Source organism: Polynucleobacter sp. 71A-WALBACH (genome assembly GCF_018882365.1).
Classification (GTDB): Bacteria; Pseudomonadota; Gammaproteobacteria; order Burkholderiales; family Burkholderiaceae; genus Polynucleobacter.
Map to the genome: position 1 here is coordinate 496,532 of NZ_JACVOP010000001.1, position 16,558 is coordinate 513,089.

General features: G+C 46.7%; 13 protein-coding genes, 6 tRNA genes and 3 rRNA genes. 14 read left to right on the plus strand and 8 right to left on the minus strand.

Annotated features, from left to right (window positions below; all coding sequences use genetic code 11):
• Window positions 1-375 precede the first annotated feature (375 nt).
• From ICN42_RS02545 to ICN42_RS02565, 5 genes are all read right to left on the minus strand, one after another.
• The gene (locus ICN42_RS02545; RefSeq protein ID WP_216253026.1) at window positions 376-546 is read right to left on the minus strand and encodes a hypothetical protein; all 171 of its coding nucleotides are present in this window, start codon (window positions 544-546) and stop codon (window positions 376-378) included.
• The gene (locus ICN42_RS02550; RefSeq protein WP_216250461.1) at window positions 543-1,244 is read right to left on the minus strand and encodes a helix-turn-helix transcriptional regulator; all 702 of its coding nucleotides are present in this window, start codon (window positions 1,242-1,244) and stop codon (window positions 543-545) included. The genes ICN42_RS02545 and ICN42_RS02550 overlap by 4 nt, the downstream gene beginning before the upstream one ends.
• Window positions 1,245-1,363: 119 nt before the next feature.
• Window positions 1,364-2,788, minus strand: coding sequence for a hypothetical protein (locus tag ICN42_RS02555; protein ID WP_216250464.1), 1,425 nt, complete (start codon window positions 2,786-2,788; stop codon window positions 1,364-1,366).
• 377 nt (window positions 2,789-3,165) lie between these two features.
• Window positions 3,166-4,758, minus strand: coding sequence for a site-specific integrase (locus ICN42_RS02560; protein WP_216250467.1), 1,593 nt, complete (start codon window positions 4,756-4,758; stop codon window positions 3,166-3,168).
• Window positions 4,751-4,984: a hypothetical protein gene (locus ICN42_RS02565; protein WP_071538486.1), complete on the minus strand. Its 234-nt coding sequence runs from the start codon at window positions 4,982-4,984 to the stop codon at window positions 4,751-4,753. Before ICN42_RS02565 ends, ICN42_RS02560 begins: the two co-directional genes overlap by 8 nt.
• Before the next feature lie 156 nt (window positions 4,985-5,140).
• Between ICN42_RS02565 and ICN42_RS02570 the strand changes: the two genes are divergently transcribed.
• Window positions 5,141-5,368, plus strand: coding sequence for a helix-turn-helix transcriptional regulator (locus tag ICN42_RS02570; RefSeq protein WP_255539211.1), 228 nt, complete (start codon window positions 5,141-5,143; stop codon window positions 5,366-5,368).
• A gap of 144 nt (window positions 5,369-5,512) precedes the next feature.
• Here the strand turns inward: ICN42_RS02570 and ICN42_RS02575 are convergent.
• A tRNA-Arg gene (locus tag ICN42_RS02575) sits at window positions 5,513-5,588 on the minus strand.
• A 105-nt stretch (window positions 5,589-5,693) separates the two neighbouring features.
• On the opposite strand from ICN42_RS02575, the gene ICN42_RS02580 reads away from it, so the two are divergent.
• Complete coding sequence (locus tag ICN42_RS02580) at window positions 5,694-5,930, plus strand: hypothetical protein (RefSeq protein ID WP_255539212.1); 237 nt, start codon at window positions 5,694-5,696, stop codon at window positions 5,928-5,930.
• 40 nt (window positions 5,931-5,970) lie between these two features.
• Here the strand turns inward: ICN42_RS02580 and rsmI are convergent, their stop codons facing one another.
• Window positions 5,971-6,876 carry a 16S rRNA (cytidine(1402)-2'-O)-methyltransferase gene (gene rsmI, locus ICN42_RS02585; protein WP_216250470.1) on the minus strand — a complete coding sequence of 302 codons (906 nt, stop codon included), beginning with the start codon at window positions 6,874-6,876 and terminating at the stop codon, window positions 5,971-5,973.
• Between the two features lie 107 nt (window positions 6,877-6,983).
• Here rsmI and ICN42_RS02590 point away from each other — a divergent pair, with 107 nt between their 5' ends.
• From ICN42_RS02590 to ICN42_RS02600, 3 genes are read left to right on the plus strand one after another with little or no spacing between them, the layout of a single operon-like run.
• Window positions 6,984-7,586, plus strand: a complete 603-nt coding sequence (locus ICN42_RS02590; RefSeq protein WP_216250473.1) for a phosphoheptose isomerase — start codon at window positions 6,984-6,986, stop codon at window positions 7,584-7,586.
• A 28-nt stretch (window positions 7,587-7,614) separates the two neighbouring features.
• Window positions 7,615-8,262 (plus strand): BON domain-containing protein, encoded by a 648-nt coding sequence (locus tag ICN42_RS02595; RefSeq protein WP_216250476.1) that lies wholly within the window; start codon window positions 7,615-7,617, stop codon window positions 8,260-8,262.
• Between the two features lie 23 nt (window positions 8,263-8,285).
• Window positions 8,286-8,639 (plus strand): c-type cytochrome, encoded by a 354-nt coding sequence (locus tag ICN42_RS02600; protein ID WP_216250480.1) that lies wholly within the window; start codon window positions 8,286-8,288, stop codon window positions 8,637-8,639.
• Here the strand turns inward: ICN42_RS02600 and ICN42_RS02605 are convergent.
• A complete protein-coding gene (locus ICN42_RS02605) occupies window positions 8,636-9,295 on the minus strand; it encodes a GNAT family N-acetyltransferase (protein WP_216250482.1) in 660 nt (219 codons plus the stop codon). The two genes, ICN42_RS02600 and ICN42_RS02605, sit on opposite strands and share 4 nt — an antisense overlap.
• A gap of 494 nt (window positions 9,296-9,789) precedes the next feature.
• On the opposite strand from ICN42_RS02605, the gene ICN42_RS02610 reads away from it, so the two are divergent.
• The 9 genes from ICN42_RS02610 (at window position 9,790) to tuf (ending at window position 16,557) form a co-directional block, all read left to right on the plus strand.
• A 16S ribosomal RNA gene (locus tag ICN42_RS02610) occupies window positions 9,790-11,322 on the plus strand.
• A gap of 57 nt (window positions 11,323-11,379) precedes the next feature.
• A tRNA-Ile gene (locus tag ICN42_RS02615) sits at window positions 11,380-11,456 on the plus strand.
• A gap of 30 nt (window positions 11,457-11,486) precedes the next feature.
• Window positions 11,487-11,562, plus strand: a tRNA-Ala gene (locus ICN42_RS02620).
• A 267-nt stretch (window positions 11,563-11,829) separates the two neighbouring features.
• Window positions 11,830-14,703, plus strand: a 23S ribosomal RNA gene (locus ICN42_RS02625).
• Between the two features lie 110 nt (window positions 14,704-14,813).
• A 5S ribosomal RNA gene (gene rrf, locus ICN42_RS02630) occupies window positions 14,814-14,927 on the plus strand.
• The 16S, 23S and 5S rRNA genes sit together here with 5 tRNA genes alongside, the layout of an rRNA operon.
• 112 nt (window positions 14,928-15,039) lie before the next feature.
• Window positions 15,040-15,124, plus strand: a tRNA-Tyr gene (locus tag ICN42_RS02635).
• 5 nt (window positions 15,125-15,129) lie between these two features.
• Window positions 15,130-15,203, plus strand: a tRNA-Gly gene (locus tag ICN42_RS02640).
• 21 nt (window positions 15,204-15,224) lie between these two features.
• Window positions 15,225-15,299: transfer RNA gene (locus ICN42_RS02645), tRNA-Thr, on the plus strand.
• A 67-nt stretch (window positions 15,300-15,366) separates the two neighbouring features.
• Window positions 15,367-16,557: an elongation factor Tu gene (gene tuf, locus ICN42_RS02650; RefSeq protein WP_011901887.1), complete on the plus strand. Its 1,191-nt coding sequence runs from the start codon at window positions 15,367-15,369 to the stop codon at window positions 16,555-16,557.
• Window position 16,558 lies beyond the last annotated feature (1 nt).

Consider the following 16,558-nt stretch of genomic DNA (forward strand, 5'->3'; position numbering starts at 1 on the left):
ATTCGGATTTATGAAGAGAGTCCTGAGATTGAATTATTGCGAGAGCAATTCTCGCCCGCGCAAATTTACAAGCTCACGAAATCGACCGATTATCTCGAGAGGACCTTAACCAATTTCTCTGGTTAGTCAGACCAGAGCCTAAATTTCGGGCATTAGCACCGGCGATCGGTCGCCTTGCGGCAGTGTGCAAGGAAATGCAAAAGCCAGAAACTGGAGGTCTAAAGATAGACTGGGCGCTTCTCTTGCGCGTGGCTAATGAGATTCACCGATTGGGCATTTGGGCCCACAAGGTAAATCCATTGCTTTTTGAAAATATGGGGGAATTGGATGATGCCGTTTTGGGGAGCTTGGAGGATGCTAGCGATAAACCTCCAGTCAATCCAATTTTGGGTCACGGATCTTCTGCATTTCCATGGAGACTGTGAAGACTTTTTCTGGATTGGGTACTTGGCCTAGCATTGACTGGCTGCCAATGATCACAAATTCATACTGGTTAGTGATATCAGCGCTGGCGCGAATGATGTGCTCTAACTCTTCTCGTGTCATAGCGCATCCTTAAGATCTTCATCATCCTGAGCGGTAGTCAAAGAGCTACCAAACACCACCCCTTTTTTGAGCGCACTCACATCTTTCAAAATACGTAGGCGCACTTCATCTGGGGGGATGGTCGCCAGTGGTGAAGTTTGTCTGAGTTGCTGAGCATGTCTTGTGCGACCAAGCACCTTACGCCAAGAGCCTGCACTTAAGATGCTTTGCCATTCTCGCCATAGGCCAGCTGAGCGAGAATCGCCAGTAGCAAGCCAGCGCTCTAGGGTGCCTTGAGCTTGTAGTAGCAATGCAGGATCAGTCTTCACTAACTGAACAGCTTCTTCATGCAGAGCAAGGCTTTGTAGATCTTGAAGTCGGTGCCCGGCGTTATCTGGCAAAACGCGTACTTGTACGTTAGGGGCAATGCGTCTGGACCTTGCTCCTGCCGATCCAGCGGGAGCAACTTGCATCGTGTCGCCCGCCAAAAGCGCTAACTCTCCGCTAACGCCCAGAACGGACATCACTCTTAGGTAAGCGCCGATTGAAGGAGATGGATCACCTGCTTCAATGGACCGTAGAGTATTACGAGTAAGTTTTGCGCGCGCAGACACTTCGACCGTGCCAAGCCCCTGCGCCTTACGTAAGCGCTTAATGCGATCACCTAGCTGCAGTAGCAACTGGCGCTCTAGGATGGGGCTAAGTTCAGAAGTAGTCATTTGATCATTATTTTAACCATAAATATATTATTTGGTCAATATATTGATCAAATAACCACAAAATGATTCAAAGAATTGGCTGCCAATTGCTGAGTGGTCTTTCCGGTTTTCATCCAATGCTAACTAAGTGAACTTCGCATCTTGGAATCATGTGTGGGCAACCCCACGGCTTTACGGACAAGCTCAAAAATCCCCTTACCAAGTCGGTCGGGATGCTTGGGAATTCGCTGCAGGTTGGGGTTTGACTCTCGCTGAGCTATAAAGTCCGAAAAATAGAAGCATTTTTCTAATAGGAGTATTTCTATAGCTTCTGAAATGGTTTTAACTTTTGGAATGCGTGATGCGAGCATATCGCGCAATTGAATCCAGTCCGGTCGTCTTTGTAGATCCTCATAAAGCCTCCCCCTTGTTTTATTCAATAGTCTAGTGCTATGTAGGCCTAATTTTTTTAGGTAAAAGACGGATGCCTTAGTGTCAAGTGTCTTAAATTCGTTGATAAGTTTATTTGTGATTTCAATTTCAGCTTTTATACGTTCCTGCTCTGTGGGGCTGGTATTTCCCAGAAAGTCCGGCCAACTAGTCCACTCCGAATATCCACCGCTTGGGGCTGTTGGGGATTTTCTGATGAAGCCCCAGTCGCTACCCGTCTTGGGATGTTTCTCAAATTCTGTTTTTGATTGGAAGTTAAAGGAGCGTACAAATTGCTTTGCAGTCTCCCAGGCCCAAAAATCATCAATTTTTCTACCGTTAATAAACTCAAACCATGTCATTCCATAGCTTTGCAATATTGAATAAGGCGTATCTGTTGGGAAAAGACCTTTTTGGTGCGCATGTTCATATTGAGATCTTTCGATAATTCCCAGTCGAAGGCAATCTGCCCTGACATCTTCAATAGGCCTCAGCTCTTCTTTGTATGCGATAGACTTTCTTGCATAGATTTCATCGAGCTTAACTCTAACTTGCTTACGAAGGCCTTTAATTTTGATTAGGTTGTATAGATCTTGCGCCTTCTCCTGAAAATGCGACAGAAATTGAATATTGTTGGTTTGAGCGTAATTTATAAAATCATCTAAAGCCCAATTAATACCAAGGTCATGTTGACTATATTCAATTGGGAAATTTGTGGGATCGCATAACTCAAGGCCAAGGTTGATAAATTCTTGCTGGATATGACTTAAATATCTCTTATAGCCATGTTGACGATAAATTTCAGCCTCAATCGCAATGAATGGTAACCCCTCTGTTTCATAATAGAGTTCCTTTTTTTGGCGATTATTTAGGTAGTCTTTGCTCCAATTCGGCAAGTTTGTTCGACACTTGACCCCGTCTTTGGAGAACATAAATACTTCAATATTTGCCACCATGGGCAATTGAAAATCACCTCTGTACGGCTTGCTTGTTTCTTGCAGTCTTAGCTTTGGATGGCTGATGTATTCAATTTTTGAGTAATGAAGCCAATTGGCGACAATGAGTTCCGAGCGACTGGCATATTTGCGACCATCAATGCCATAAAGTTGGTTGGACCATTTCCCAGAATCAACCATTAATTTTTCTATTTCAGGCCAAAGACCTAAGTTATGTGCAGCACTTTGAGCGGCACCATAACTATCGCGAAATTTTCCAGCAGACGTAAATTGTTCGCACAGATTTAGCCAGTCGGGTAATTTATAGGATTCCCAATTCTCTACTCCCCTGCGCCATCCTCGTGTATCGCTTAAACGCGTTCTGAGAGTTTTGCGTAGCCCAATTTCGTTATACAAAACTGAGTCTAGGTTTCGAAGGCGGCTCAAGTTTGAGGGGTCGTAATTGCAAACTAATTCAAATAAAAAGTCATCAGTTGCATTGCCATAAAGCTTGTATTTAGGTGTCATATTTTTCTCAAGTGGTTAGTGATGGGTTGAAGTAAGGAGTTTGGCGAGCCTCATAAAAGGCCTCCCTTTGGGTGATCTGAGGATGGGATTGGGTCGCCTTTAGGGGGCACAGAAAGACCAGAATGTTTGGCAATTTCTAACCAAGGATTGGCGATAAGCGCAGCATCGGCACTTGGATTTACCCGAGTGTCGGGTAGATGATTTGGCAAATTCGGAGGGGCAAAAGGAGGTGGCTCAGGCGGGTTTATTGCCTGAGGCTCGGGCAATTGTGGCTCCTGATTAATTTCCTTGGGTGCTCGACTCTGATTTTTCGGTAAATGATTCACTCCAATGCTGTTGGGATTTATACCTGAGTGGGCACTTACTTCATTGTCTAATTGGGGGTTCACAATGGGGTGTGGCTGGTCTTGCATCTGCGCCGCCATGAGTCTTTCAAAGGCGCTTCCGTCCTGACGGGTCAAGTTTGGAATAAATCGGGAATACACCCGAAAGAGCATCTCGGTAGTGGTGTGGCCCATCTGACGGGCGATCCATTCGGGCGCCTCGCCAGAAGCCAACATGAGGGTGGCATAGGTATGGCGAGTTTGATACGGCACTCGCTTTTTTAAGCCCAATAATCTTAAGAGTGGATACCAAACTCGCTTAGAAATATTGCGATGAGAAATCGGCGTTCCCGCGCTAGTGGCAAAAACATAGACGCCCTGCCCGGTCACTTTATGTTGAGCCAAGAGTGCGTCAAAGACCATCTGGGACATTTGGATGTCACGTTCAGATTCTCCCGTTTTGGGAGTTTCCTCATAGTCATTCACAATCGTCTCTTTTATGGAAATCGTGCGACGTTCAAAATCAACGTACTGCCATTTCAGGCCATCGATCTCACCAGTACGGGTTCCCGTAAAAAAGCGAACAATGTAGTAATTGCGAAAATCAGTTCGAACTGTGCGAAGAATGTCTTGGACTTCTTGCATCGCGAACGGCTGAACGTCAGTCTTGCCTACTTTTAAGGGCTTGATATTGATAAAGGCCGGGGCAAATTCATATCGGTCGGCAGCCTCTGTCAATATCATCCGCAATGGGGTCATGATGTGGTTAATGCGGGAGGCCGAAAGGCTCTGTTTGTTCTTAATTCCGGGTAACTTCGCCAAAGAGGAGCGAAAAGCCAGAATGTCGCCCTTTTTGATCTCATTTACCGTCTTTTGGCCAAACTGAGGAATCAGGGAGTTATCTAGAACACCGCGGGTAGTCGTTCTATGGGAACGCTTCCACCCTACTTCCATCTCTGAGTACCACTGGTTGGCAAAGTCTGCAAATAAAGGGCCGCTAGCCTGAACTTGCGCAGGGAGGGCTGAAATGGGAGCTGCTTGAGTCTTAAAAGAAGGGTCAATCCTTGCTGGCATTGATTCTGGTGGCGATCCGTTTTCCAGCAATTCGATGGCGAAAAGCTGTTTACTACCTGGAAAGTAGTCTCGATAGTAAAAAGTGCGGTTCTTAATCTTGCCTATGATTTCATCTAAGACCTTTTGCATCTTTTTGCGGTTAGGTTTTGAGTCTTCTAATAAAGACTGCTCGCGGCAGCGTACCTTCAGGTATTGAAAGTCAAAGTACAGCAACCCCGTTTCTTTTCTTACGCGGATATTAGGCATAAAGGGCATCTCCTTGAGTCATTGGAATTGCCGAGATTGCAGCCATGGCTTTAAACATGTCTTGTTCCACGTTTTCCCAGATATAGAGAATCTTGCGACCCCCAAATGGGCGGAAATAGTGGCGACCCTCTAATAAGACAGAATCTTTGAGTTGATCCCGAATCGTGCGGGGGTCGTATTTGATGCGAGCTGATAGCTCTTCGGTGGTTAGATAGGTATTGTTCATAGCGGTAAAACTCCTTTAAAATCATTACAATCAAATGATCATTTTGTAGTCATGAAGACTAAAAGTGATCTTCTGTAGATCATTATATACCTATTATGATCTATTGCAAGTATTTTTGTAGCATTTAAGCTACATAATGATCTTTAGGAGATTATTTTGCGCATTTATCTGGCTCGGATGCTTGGAGAGCACAAGAAGAAGATCTCAGATGTAGTGAGGGATACCGGCGTGAATCGGGGTACGCTGACGCGCATGTATTACGAGAAGGTAGAAAGAATTGAGCTCGATGTGCTCGATATCTTGTGTGAATACTTTGGTTGCACGATTGCCGATTTGCTAGAACCCCAGAAGCCAGGAACTAAAAATGACACAGAGGCCGACTAGGCTAGTACTCAGCGGGGATTCTGTGCCAAATAATCTGTCACAGAGTTGGGCACAGATTTGTCACGCAGACAAAAGAAAAGGTAGATAAAAAGCGGCTACATCCTAGCAACTTCAATAGAATCAAGGCTTAAGGGTGTGACATTGTGGTGCGCCCGGCAGGAATCGAACCTGCGACCCTTGGCTTCGGAGGCCAATACTCTATCCACTGAGCTACGGGCGCCAGTAGGAAATTCGCTAACTACACTATTGTAAGTGCCTATATCCCCGCGGTCTCGTTATAATCTGTGCAAAGTCACCCTTTAACCCGTCAAACGATAAAAGTCCTATGAGCGAAGCGCACGGTAGCCTAATTAAGTCCCCTAAACAACTCATCATCATGGTGTTTGCCAGCTTTTTTGTGCCCCTGATCATCATTTTGTTGTTAATGGTGTTTGTAAACAATGGCAAGCGCACAGATGCTGCCGCTTCTGCGGAGCAACTGATTAAACCTGTTGCCCAATTAAATTTCAAAGATGCAAACCCACCGGCGGAGTCTAATAATGCCGCCCCTGCCGCTAAATAATTTTTAGCATCAGCAAAAAGCTGGCTATATGCCAGCTTTTTTATTGTTCTTCGCTTTGACCTTTTGCATCAAGCGCTACTTGGTAGGCTTCCTTTTTACTAAGACCAAGTGCTTGAGCGAGCACAGCAGCAATTTCTTTGCTGCCTAAATAAGGGCTTAATGCATTAGCCCACAGCAATAAGGCGGAATGCTCTGGAGCCTCGTGTGCACTAGCTTGGCGTCCAGCTACCAAAATAATAAATTCACCCTTGAGGCTCTCCGCTTTTTCAAGCCATTCTGGAATGGTGGCCGCAGTGAGTGTCACTAACTGCTCAAATTTTTTAGTAAGCTCCCTGCCTACCAGCACCTGTCGCTCAGGCTCAAGCTCATTGCTAAGCGTTGTTAACGTATCGCGTATTTGATGTGGCGATTCAAAGAAGATGCTCGTTTTTGAATTACTGCGAATATCTTGAATCAGTGCGCCCCGCTCTTTCGCCTTGTTTGGCCAAAAGCCAAGAAACTGAAAGCGCCCTTCCGAGGGCAACATGACTGAGCCACTAGCTGAAATAGCGGAAGACACTGCGCTAGCCCCAGGAATAGGAATAATTCGAAAGCCTGCTTTTTGAACGGCATTCACTAGGCGTGCGCCTGGATCAGAAACACCCGGAGTCCCTGCATCTGAAATATAGGCCCAGCGCTCGTTATGGGCGAGATGAGCAATGATGTTTTGAGCGCCAGCAATTTCATTGTGCTCATGTAAGGCGAGACACTTTTTATGAATACCAAAGTGTTGAAGCAAGGGCGCGCTATGCCTAGTGTCTTCGCAGGCAATGCCGTCTACCGCATTGAGGACGTGGAGTGCGCGTAAGGTGATATCTCCCAAATTACCAATCGGGGTTGCAACCATATACAGGGCTCCAGTAGGCAGATCCTGCTGTTTTAAAAATTCAAAGGAGCTTAATTCCATGGGGGCAATCTTTTGTGAAAGAGATATCAATAAGTAAGAGGATACGTCCCTTTTGAATTCAAGGGCAGCGCAGACATCTTGTCTGTAGTTTGGCGCATAATAATGTGATGGATAAAGATACCCTCGAACGTTTGCGCGCTCGCGCATCCCAACATTTTTTAGACAGCATTGCTGTAAAGCAAGAGGCCGAGAAGATGCTTCCCGAGCAAGTTGCTCGGGGCATAGTTGCTATGACGAATTGTCTGCGCGCTGGTGGAAAGATAATGGCCTGTGGCAATGGTGGATCTGCTGCGGATGCTCAACATTTTGCTGCTGAGCTTATTGGACGCTTTGAGAGAGAGCGACAAGAACTGGCTGCGATTGCATTGACAACTGATACCTCAATCTTGACCGCTGTTGGAAATGACTATAGCTATGACGAGATCTTTAGTAAGCAAGTACGTGGCCTTGGTAAAACAGGCGATATCTTAATGGGTATTTCCACTTCGGGAAATTCAAAAAACGTAGTGAAGGCAATCGAGGCTGCAAAAAAGATGGGGATCAAAATTATTGCTCTGACTGGTAATGGTGGTGGAAAAATTGCAACCCTATTAGATGCGGATGATATTCATCTGTGCGCACCCTCTACTCGTACTGCCCGTATTCAAGAAACACATTTAGTTTTACTCCACGCCCTATGTGATGGCGTAGATCATCTTTTGCTAGATTAATCGTTTTATATTTAAGAAAGCATTTCATATGCGCACTCATTTCATTGGCAAAGCATTGGCTGTATTAACGCTCACCTCCTTTTTATCTTCTTGTGCGGTGGTTGCTGTTGGCGGTGTCGCTGCTGGTGCAAGTGTGATGGCTGATCGACGATCTCCAGCAGTGCAAGCAATTGATAAAGGGATTGGGCTGGAAGTAGAGAACGCTTTAGACAAGAAGTTTGGAGATAGCGCGCATATCAATGTGACATCCTTTAATCAAAAAGTATTGCTAACTGGTGAAGTAAAGGATGCGAGCATTAAAGAGCAGGCTGGCGCTTATGCAAAAGCAAACAAGAATGTTCGCGCTATGTTTAATGAATTGGTTATTGGACCAAACAGTACCTACACTGCTCGTGCAAATGATTCTTATCTCGAATCTAAAATTAAAACCCAGATGATCTTTACTGATAAGTTACCGTCAAATTCAATGGAGATTGTTGCTGAAGGTAACAGTGTTTATTTGATGGGTATTCTGACGCAGAACGAGGCGGAGATCGCCAAGAAAGTAGCAAGCAATACTAATGGCGTAAAAGATGTTTACGCCTACTTCGATATTATTTCTGAAGCGGAAAAAGCGCGTCTAGAAAAACAAGGCAAAGCAGATGAGTCGCAACCTAACTCAATGCCTAAACAGTAAAACTGTTTGATGAGAAGTGGGTAATGAATTTATTTAAACAGCACCTGAAATATTTTTTTCTAGCCGCCCTCTTCTCGCTGCGCTCACTTAGTGCGCAAGCAGCTAGCGATGATGTAAAGGCAATGACACTTGCAAAACAAAATGCCTGCCTGGGATGCCATGCCATAGATAAAAAAATTGTGGGCCCTAGCTTTCAATCCGTTGCAAAAAAATATGCGAACGATCCCGGGGCAACTGTATTTCTAAAAAACAAAATTCTGAAAGGTGGTTCGGGATCTTGGGGCGTTGTGCCAATGCCAGCAAATGCAAAGTTAAGTGATGCAGACGTATCTTTACTAGCAAGTTGGATTTTGCGCGGAGCGCCCAGCGCAAATTAAGTTGGGCGAACTATTGGTTTGCCAAGAAACCAAGACCACACATCGTTTGAGCGTTTAAAGTTTTCTTTAACTGCATAGTCAAAGTCTGCCCATTGCTCATTGGTAGCTTCCTCAACGAACGTTCCTGGGTTTGCGGGCGGTAACTTTAAGTAGGCGTCTGCATCGCCGTAAGCGTATTCAACACGCATGCCAGCCTTTTGAGCTAAATGCATCATGGCGCGGTTGTTTGCCAGGCAATGAACAAACAAGGTTTCGATGCGAGTATTGCGAGAGTGCACCGCGGCACGTGCCAATAATGCAGTGCCTATGCCCTGTCCTCTACCATCAGGAAGTACGGATACACCGAACTCAGCAGCCACTGGAAGGCCTTTAGCTTTTGGTAGGTAGGCCAAATGCGCCATACCAATCAGATTAAGCTGGGAGTCAAAGCTACCAAATAGAGTGTCTTTGTCGAAATCTAGGCTCTCTACATAGTGGTGAATAACCTCATCAGGTGTCTGAGTACCAAAACGTAAGCGACGATCCTCTTCGTTTAAGAGTAAAAAGTGACGCAGAATCTCGTCCCTATGGTTGGCATGTAATTCACGTACAGGGACGGCCAAGCCGGCCATATATGGCTTGCTAGGTGAGTGACTGTTTGCTAATTTATTGTGCATAGCAACATATTAGCAGAAATCAGTGGAAATAACAGGGTTTTCCCTAGGATTACCAAAGAACAAAAAGAAAACGAAGTGATTCGGCCACAATATCCACTATCCCAGGCGCTATTTTCTTGCCCTATCCATAAAAACCCGTATATTTTGAAAAAAAGTTGAAAATATTTTCAACTCATATCCCACTGTTTTTAAAGGGTTTATTTCAAAAGTAAGAAAAAACTTCGCTTTTTTATAGAAAAAGACTACGAAAGGTGTTGACAGACCCCAATGACTAGGATAAAGTCTCATCTCTCTGCTGAATGTTATTAAGAAACACCAACAAGTCAGCCCTCTTTAAAAATTAGTCAACCGATAAATGTGGGTACTAAGTGAAAGCATCAAGTCCTTCGGGACAGATGTAAATAAATAGTACTCATAGACAGTAAAAAGATTTGGTTTTAAAACCAAGTCAATTTCTTGAATGAGTGCGACGATCCGCAAGGATCACAGGAATTGAACTGAAGAGTTTGATCCTGGCTCAGATTGAACGCTGGCGGCATGCCTTACACATGCAAGTCGAACGGCAGCACGGGTGCTTGCACCTGGTGGCGAGTGGCGAACGGGTGAGTAATACATCGGAACGTACCTTATCGTGGGGGATAACGCAGCGAAAGCTGTGCTAATACCGCATACGCCCTGAGGGGGAAAGCGGGGGATCGAAAGACCTCGCGCGATTAGAGCGGCCGATGCCTGATTAGCTTGTTGGTGGGGTAAAAGCCCACCAAGGCGACGATCAGTAGCTGGTCTGAGAGGACGATCAGCCACACTGGGACTGAGACACGGCCCAGACTCCTACGGGAGGCAGCAGTGGGGAATTTTGGACAATGGGGGAAACCCTGATCCAGCAATGCCGCGTGAGTGAAGAAGGCCTTCGGGTTGTAAAGCTCTTTTGTCAGGGAAGAAACACCGGCTCTAACACAGTCCGGGAATGACGGTACCTGAAGAATAAGCACCGGCTAACTACGTGCCAGCAGCCGCGGTAATACGTAGGGTGCAAGCGTTAATCGGAATTACTGGGCGTAAAGCGTGCGCAGGCGGTTATACAAGACAGGCGTGAAATCCCCGGGCTTAACCTGGGAATGGCGCCTGTGACTGTATAGCTAGAGTGTGTCAGAGGGGGGTAGAATTCCACGTGTAGCAGTGAAATGCGTAGATATGTGGAGGAATACCAATGGCGAAGGCAGCCCCCTGGGATAACACTGACGCTCATGCACGAAAGCGTGGGGAGCAAACAGGATTAGATACCCTGGTAGTCCACGCCCTAAACGATGCTGACTAGTTGTTCGGGATTTACATCCTGAGTAACGTAGCTAACGCGTGAAGTCAGCCGCCTGGGGAGTACGGTCGCAAGATTAAAACTCAAAGGAATTGACGGGGACCCGCACAAGCGGTGGATGATGTGGATTAATTCGATGCAACGCGAAAAACCTTACCTACCCTTGACATGTCACTAACGAAGTAGAGATACATTAGGTGCCCGTAAGGGAAAGTGAACACAGGTGCTGCATGGCTGTCGTCAGCTCGTGTCGTGAGATGTTGGGTTAAGTCCCGCAACGAGCGCAACCCTTGTCTTTAGTTGCTACGCAAGAGCACTCTAAAGAGACTGCCGGTGACAAACCGGAGGAAGGTGGGGATGACGTCAAGTCCTCATGGCCCTTATGGGTAGGGCTTCACACGTCATACAATGGTGCATACAGAGGGTTGCCAACCCGCGAGGGGGAGCTAATCTCAGAAAATGCATCGTAGTCCGGATCGTAGTCTGCAACTCGACTACGTGAAGCTGGAATCGCTAGTAATCGCGGATCAGAATGTCGCGGTGAATACGTTCCCGGGTCTTGTACACACCGCCCGTCATACCATGGGAGTGGGTTTTGCCAGAAGCCGTTAGCCTAACCGCAAGGAGGGCGACTGCCACGGCAGGGTTCATGACTGGGGTAAAGTCGTAACAAGGTAGCCGTATCGGAAGGTGCGGCTGGATCACCTCCTTTCTAGAGAAAGATGCTGAATCCTAGTGCCCACACTTATCGGTTGACAATAAAAGCCACGGGTCTGTAGCTCAGCTGGTTAGAGCACTGTGTTGATAACGCAGGGGTCGTAGGTTCAAGTCCTACCAGACCCACCACCAGCCAGAAACAAGACTTAGTGGGACGTTGGGGGATTAGCTCAGCTGGGAGAGCACCTGCTTTGCAAGCAGGGGGTCGTCGGTTCGATCCCGTCATCCTCCACCATCATCTAAATGTCAAAACTAAGCGAATATTTAATCGTTTAGTTTTGCCATTTATGGCTGTTCTTTAAAAATTTGAGTAAGCAAAGTGTCAAATGTTTCTTTGAGAGGACATTTGACAATGTAATAAGGGTAAAGATTGAATCATCAATCAGTAATACAAACGAGTTTTACCAAGTTCTTTAACAAGTACTTACAGTTTGGATTACGGCAAACATGTCAGAAGTAGAAGTAAACCTGTAACAGGTACTAGCAATGGTGCTCGTTATAGGATCAAGTGAATAAGTGCACATGATGGATGCCTTGGCGATTACAGGCGACGAAAGACGTTATAACCTGCGATAAGCCCCGGGGAGCTGGTAAATAAGCTTTGATCCGGGGATTTCTGAATGGGGAAACCCACCACTTTTGTGGTATCCATACCTGAATACATAGGGTATGAGAAGCGAACCTTGTGAACTGAAACATCTAAGTAGCAAGAGGAAAAGACATCAACCGAGATTCCCAGAGTAGTGGCGAGCGAAATGGGAACAGCCTTCTAGTGATAGCTCAGTAATTAACAGAATGGAATGGAAAGTCCAACAATAAAGGGTGATAGTCCCGTATGTGAAAATTATTGGGTGGTACTAGGCTAGAGACAAGTAGGGCGGGACACGTGAAATCCTGTCTGAATATGGGGGGACCATCCTCCAAGGCTAAATACTCGTAATCGACCGATAGTGAACAAGTACCGTGAGGGAAAGGCGAAAAGAACCCCGGGAGGGGAGTGAAATAGATCCTGAAATTGTGTGCATACAAACAGTAGGAGCCTCGTAAGGGGTGACTGCGTACCTTTTGTATAATGGGTCAGCGACTTACATTCAGTAGCAAGCTTAACCGAATAGGGAAGGCGTAGCGAAAGCGAGTCCGAATAGGGCGCTAGTTGCTGGGTGTAGACCCGAAACCAGTTGATCTATCCATGGCCAGGTTGAAGGTGCGGTAACACGTACTGGAGGACCGAACCCACTAACGTTGAAAAGTTAGGGGATGAGCTGTGGATAGGGGTGAAAGGCTAAACAAAACTGGAAATAGCTGGTTCTCTCCGAAAACTATTTAGGTAGTGCCTCGTGTATCACTGTAGGGGGTAGAGCACTGTCATGGTAGTGGGGTCCATTGCGGATTACTGCGCCATAGCAAACTCCGAATACCTACAAGTGCAAGCACGGGAGACAGACATCGGGTGCTAACGTCCGGTGTCAAGAGGGAAACAACCCAGACCGCCAGCTAAGGTCCCTAATATATGCTAAGTGGGAAACGAAGTGGGAAGGCTAAAACAGTCAGGAGGTTGGCTTAGAAGCAGCCATCCTTTAAAGAAAGCGTAATAGCTCACTGATCGAGTCGTCCTGCGCGGAAGATGTAACGGGGCTAAGCATATAACCGAAGCTGCGGATCACAGCAATGTGATGGTAGGAGAGCGTTCTGTAAGCCTGTGAAGGTGTCTTGTAAAGGATGCTGGAGGTATCAGAAGTGCGAATGCTGACATGAGTAGCGATAAAGGGGGTGAAAAGCCCCCTCGCCGTAAGCCCAAGGTTTCCTGTTCAACGTTCATCGGAACAGGGTGAGTCGGCCCCTAAGGCGAGGCAGAGATGCGTAGCTGATGGGAACAAGGTTAATATTCCTTGACCATTGTTAGATGCGATGGGGGGACGGATCGCGGAAAGTTGTCCGGGTGTTGGAAGTCCCGGTTCTTGCGTTGGAGATGGCTATTAGGTAAATCCGGTAGCGTAATTCAAGGGCGTGAGACGAGCGAATTTATTCGCGAAGCAATTGGAAGTGGTTCCAAGAAAAGCCTCTAAGCTTCAGTCTAACAAGACCGTACCGCAAACCGACACAGGTGGGCGAGATGAGTATTCTAAGGCGCTTGAGAGAACTCAGGAGAAGGAACTCGGCAAATTTGTACCGTAACTTCGGGATAAGGTACGCCCTCGTAGTTTGACCCTGTACAAGGGGAGGACGATAGGGTTGCAATAAAAAGGTGGCTGCGACTGTTTAATAAAAACACAGCACTCTGCAAACACGAAAGTGGACGTATAGGGTGTGACTCCTGCCCGGTGCTGGAAGATTAAATGATGGGGTGCAAGCTCTTGATTGAAGTCCCAGTAAACGGCGGCCGTAACTATAACGGTCCTAAGGTAGCGAAATTCCTTGTCGGGTAAGTTCCGACCTGCACGAATGGAGTAACGATGGCCACACTGTCTCCTCCTGAGACTCAGCGAAGTTGAAATGTTTGTGATGATGCAATCTACCCGTGGCTAGACGGAAAGACCCCATGAACCTTTACTGTAGCTTTGCATTGAATTTTGAACCGGTCTGTGTAGGATAGGTGGGAGGCGTTGAAAGCGGGATGCTAGTTCCGCTGGAGCCAACCTTGAAATACCACCCTGGTTTGTTTGAGATTCTAACCTTGGCCCATTATCTGGGTCGGGAACAGTGCATGGTAGGCAGTTTGACTGGGGCGGTCTCCTCCCAAAGTGTAACGGAGGAGTACGAAGGTACGCTTGGTACGGTCGGACATCGTACCTAAAGTGCAATGGCAAAAGCGTGCTTAACTGCGAGACCGACAAGTCGAGCAGGTGCGAAAGCAGGTCATAGTGATCCGGTGGTTCTGTATGGAAGGGCCATCGCTCAACGGATAAAAGGTACTCTGGGGATAACAGGCTGATACCGCCCAAGAGTTCATATCGACGGCGGTGTTTGGCACCTCGATGTCGGCTCATCTCATCCTGGGGCTGTAGCCGGTCCCAAGGGTATGGCTGTTCGCCATTTAAAGAGGTACGTGAGCTGGGTTTAAAACGTCGTGAGACAGTTTGGTCCCTATCTGCCATGGGCGTTGGAGATTTGACGGGGGCTGCTCCTAGTACGAGAGGACCGGAGTGGACGTACCGCTGGTGTACCTGTTGTTTCGCCAGAAGCATCGCAGGGTAGCTATGTACGGAAGAGATAACCGCTGAAAGCATCTAAGCGGGAAACTTGCCTGAAGATGAGATCTCCCGTAGGTTTAACCTACATAAAGGGTCGTTGAAGACCACAACGTTGATAGGTCGGGTGTGTAAGCGCAGTAATGCGTTGAGCTAACCGATACTAATTGCCCGTTAGGCTTGATCCTATAACCAGCACTATTGTGTTGGATGTTTGCCAGATTTAATTTGCATCCTTAATTACATGCTTACTCAAATAGAGTTGTTGATAAAATTATCAACAACTCGACCCTCTACGCCCGGTGACCATAGCAAGTTGGAACCACTCCTTCCCATCCCGAACAGGACAGTGAAACGACTTTACGCCGATGATAGTGCGGATTACCCGTGTGAAAGTAGGTAACTGCCGGGCACCAATGCGACGCCCAGACCCTTTTAGGTCTGGGCGTTTTTACTTGTGCAAAGCGTTTTGAGGTTTAAGAGATTGACATAAACTCCATTTGGAGTCAGAATATTGGGTTCGCGGAGGGGTGTCCGAGCGGCTAAAGGAGGCAGACTGTAAATCTGTTGGCTATGCCTACGTAGGTTCGAATCCTACCCCCTCCACCAGATGTGCGGGATTAGTTTAATGGTAAAACAGCAGATTTCCAATCTTCGGTCAAGAGTTCGATTCTCTTATCCCGCTCCAGTATTAATAGCATTTGTATTTGCCCATGTGGCTCAGTGGTAGAGCACTCCCTTGGTAAGGGAGAGGTCGGCAGTTCGATCCTGCCCATGGGCACCATGGCTTAAGTCGTAAATATTTTAATTTCGTGTGTTGGTTTGAGAGTTAACTAAAGGCAGACAAAAAAATGGCAAAAGAAAAGTTTGAGCGGACAAAACCGCACGTAAACGTTGGCACAATCGGTCACGTTGACCATGGTAAAACCACATTGACAGCAGCAATCGCAACCGTGCTTTCTAAAGCATTCGGTGGCGAAGCTAAAGCATACGATCAGATTGATGCTGCTCCAGAAGAAAAAGCACGCGGTATTACGATTAATACAGCACACGTTGAGTATGAGACTGCGAATCGTCACTACGCTCACGTAGATTGCCCAGGACATGCTGACTACGTTAAGAACATGATTACTGGCGCTGCTCAGATGGACGGCGCTATTTTGGTTTGCTCCGCAGCTGACGGCCCAATGCCACAAACTCGTGAGCACATCCTCTTGGCACGCCAAGTTGGTGTTCCTTACATCGTCGTATTTTTGAACAAGTGCGACATGGTGGATGATGCTGAGTTGTTAGAGCTCGTCGAAATGGAAGTTCGTGAGCTTCTATCTAAGTACGACTTCCCAGGTGATGACACACCAATTATTCAAGGTTCTGCTAAGTTAGCCCTTGAAGGCGACGAAGGCCCAATGGGTAAAGAAGCCATCATGAAATTGGCTGAAGCATTAGATACTTATATCCCAACTCCAGAGCGCGCAATTGATGGTGCGTTCTTGATGCCAGTAGAGGACGTGTTCTCTATCTCCGGTCGCGGTACTGTAGTTACAGGCCGTATCGAGCGCGGTATCGTTAAGGTTGGTGAAGAGATTGAAATTATCGGTATCAAACCAACTCTCAAGACAACTTGTACTGGTGTTGAAATGTTCCGCAAATTGCTCGACCAAGGTCAAGCAGGCGATAACGTTGGTATCTTGTTACGCGGTACAAAACGTGAAGAAGTTGAGCGCGGCCAAGTATTGGCTAAGCCAGGTTCAATCACCCCACATACTCACTTTACAGCCGAGGTTTATATCTTGGGTAAAGATGAAGGTGGTCGTCATACGCCATTCTTTAACAACTATCGTCCACAGTTCTACTTCCGTACTACGGACGTAACTGGTTCAATCGAGTTGCCAAAAGACAAAGAAATGGTAATGCCTGGTGATAACGTCACAATTACCGTAAAACTCATCGCTCCTATCGCGATGGAAGAAGGTTTACGTTTTGCGATCCGTGAAGGTGGCCGTACTGTTGGCGCCGGCGTGGTTGCAAAGATTTTGGCTTAAT